This window comes from Lutibacter sp., from assembly GCF_040883305.1.
Classification (GTDB): Bacteria; Bacteroidota; Bacteroidia; order Flavobacteriales; family Flavobacteriaceae; genus Lutibacter.
Genome location: NZ_JBFLKT010000453.1, coordinates 1 through 3,188, shown reverse-complemented (window position 1 = coordinate 3,188; position 3,188 = coordinate 1). Strand labels below are relative to the sequence as shown.

2 protein-coding genes are annotated in these 3,188 nt (G+C 33.4%); one reads left to right on the top strand and one right to left on the bottom strand.

The window, feature by feature from the left end; all coding sequences use genetic code 11:
• Window positions 1-830 (bottom strand): hypothetical protein (locus tag AB1Z17_RS14475; RefSeq protein WP_368052477.1); only part of this gene is annotated, 830 nt, incomplete at its 3' end.
• Between the two features lie 241 nt (window positions 831-1,071).
• Between AB1Z17_RS14475 and AB1Z17_RS14470 the strand changes: the two genes are divergently transcribed.
• The coding region (locus tag AB1Z17_RS14470; RefSeq protein WP_368052476.1) for a molybdopterin-dependent oxidoreductase at window positions 1,072-3,188 on the top strand (2,117 nt) is incomplete at its 3' end.

Below are 3,188 nucleotides of genomic sequence, written 5' to 3'. Positions count from 1 at the left end.
TCTTCTTCAATAAATTTATAAACACGTTTATCTTCTATAACCTTATAATCACTATTATTTAAAACATCACTTTCATCTAACAAAGTTTCCTGAAAGCCTTCATAATTAGTTGAAATTCTACTTGAGCGGCTATGACACCCGAAACAATGTTCATCTTTAACAAAAATATTTGTAGCCGGATGGTGCAGAGGCAATTCTTTTTTTTCTGAAGAAATATAGTTTGCTAAATCTGCTTTTGCTTCCTCAGAATAGTTTAAATGACAAGCATTACAACCTCCACCTCTACTTAACTGAGTTATCGGACCAAATTCTTCTTTTTGTGCTCCTAAATGACAATTTGCACATAAATCTCTTAAATGTTTGTCTGACGCAGAATTTTCAATTAACTGAATATGATATTGTCCGTTTGGTGAATCGGCTTCACCAAAAATGTATTTGTCAACTGCTACCAAACCACTATTGGTAGTCATTAAAGAATTTTCAATTTTAGTTAATTCATTAGGATGACATACTCCACAAGTAACTTTAGCATCCGATAAATTTCCTGGAATTAATACCATTCCTTTATGCGAATCTTCCTTATCTAAAGTATTTGGATTTCCTAAATGACAACTAATACAACCTACTAATTCTGGATTGTGATAATCGGAATAACCTTTGGTGTTTTGATGACATTCTAAGCAAGATTCTTGAGCTATATTCTCAATTTTTGTGTATTCATTTACTTTTACATAAGTATCCTGAAATACCATATTTCTTAAAAATAAAAAAATAGTAATAGCAATTACAGCTATTATTAAAAACCAAAATTTAGTGTCTTTTAATTTCATAAATAATAATGTGCTACAAATTTACAATAAATAAATATGTGGCAATATTTTATCTACTCAATATAACCGTTTGAGGATCAGAAGAGGAACGTAATTACGCTACTTTGGTTACATATAAACAGATGTTTATCAATTCGTTATGTAACCATTGTTACTAGTTTGTTTTAGGTTTTATGACTTATATCATACTCTAAAAATGCCTCAATAAATATCTTTACAGCAGAAAAAAATATTTAAACTTATGACTACTTCAAGAAGAAAATTTATAAAAATTTCTGCTTTAGGTTTAGGAGGTGTAGCTGCAACAACAAGTGCGCTGAATATGTTCGGAGCAAATTCATATTTAGATGAACTTGTTAAAGAAAATGTTGCGAAAACATTTAAAAGAACTCCTACTTATTGCGAAGTTTGTTTTTGGAAGTGTGCCGCTTGGACATATACCGATGAAGAAGGTACCATCAAAAAAATTATTGGTAACGAAACGGATCCTCATTGTTATGGACGCTTGTGCCCAAGAGGAACAGGTGGTGTTGGAATGTACACAGATGAAGACCGATTAAAAACACCTTTAATTAGAACTACTGAAAACGGTGAACAAACTTTTAGAGAAGCATCTTGGGATGAGGCTCTTGATTTAGTTGCTTCAAAATTTAAAGCGGTTAAAGAAAAGTATGGAGCTGAATCTTTTGCTTTATTAAAACATGGTTCGCCTGGAAGCCACTTAGAACATTTATTTAAAGCCTATGGTTCTGAAACAATTGCGGAACCTGCTTATGCACAATGTAGAGGTGCACGAGAAGCTGGTTTTGCTTTAACTTATGGCTCTTGGGTTGGATCACCAGAACCTACTGATATTAGAGATACCAAATGTTTAGTGCTTATTGGCTCACATATTGGTGAAAATATGCACAATTCACAAGTGCAAGAAATGTCTGATGCTATTGATAATGGTGCAACTATAATAACCGTAGATCCACGTTTTTCAACAGCTGCAAGTAAATCGCAACATTGGTTAGCTATTAAACCGGCAACTGATATTGCGTTAATGTTAGCTTGGATGAATGTTATCATTAGTGAAGAATTATATGATAAAGAATATGTAAAAAAATATACAAACGGTTTTGATGAACTAAAAGATCACGTTCTAAATTTCACACCAGAATGGGCTTATGGAATAACAACCATAAAACCTGAGGAGATTAGAAAAACAGCTCGTAAAATGGCAAATGCTTCTCCTTCAGTAATTGTTCATCCGGGTCGTCACGTTAGCTGGTATGGAGATGATACACAAAGAGCAAGAGCAATGGCTATTTTAAATGCATTGTTGGGTTCTTGGGGACGAAGAGGTGGTTTCTACTTTAAAGAAAGTATAAAGGTGCCTAAATTCCCTTCACCTAAATACCCTCACCCAAAATGGGATTGGAAAAATATTTGTGAAAAATATCCAATCGCTCAAATGGGTATCACTTCTGAAGTTATTAAATGTGCTATACCAAGTGAAGACAACAAATATCCGGTAAAAGCTATGATGGTAGCGGGTACAAATATTACAAAATCGATTCCTCAAAAAGAATTACTTGAAAAAGCAATGGATGAAATGGAGTTTATAGTTGTAATGGATACAATGCCAATGGCTGTTACGGGTTATGCGGATGTAGTTTTACCTGAATGTACATATTTAGAGCGTTATGATGGAATTAGATCTGCAACCAATAGAGAGCCTTCTATTGCTTTAAGAGTTCCTGCTGTTGAACCAAAATATGATTCTAAACCAGGATGGTGGGTTGCTAAACAAATTGGAGAAAGATTAGGCCTTGGAGATTACTTCAACTATGATGATTATAAAGAGGTAATAGAATGGCAATTAAAAGAGATGGGAACTTCTTTAGAAGAAATGAATAAAATTGGAGTGAAACATTTTCCAAGAACTTCGGGTCCTTTATATATGGATGAAAATAAAACCCATGAATTTGCAACAGTAAGTGGAAAAATTGAATTGTATTCAAAAGAATTGAAAAATTTAGGTTTCGATCCCCTTCCAAACTATACCAAACACCCAGAACCTCCTCAAGGTTTTTACCGTTTAAATTACGGAAGAGCGCCAATGCATACATTTAGTAGAACGGCAAACAATCCAAATCTAAACGATCTAAAGAAAGAAAATGATCTTTGGGTAAACCCTAAAGTAGCTAGAATATTAGGATTAAAAACAGGACAATATGTTTGGTTAAAAAATCAAGATGATATTACCTCTACGTTTTCTATAAAAGTTAGAGTAACTGAAAGAGTTCGTTGGGATTCTGTTTATATGGTACACGGTTTTGGTCACGATAACAAAAAATTAACCAGAGCTTATGC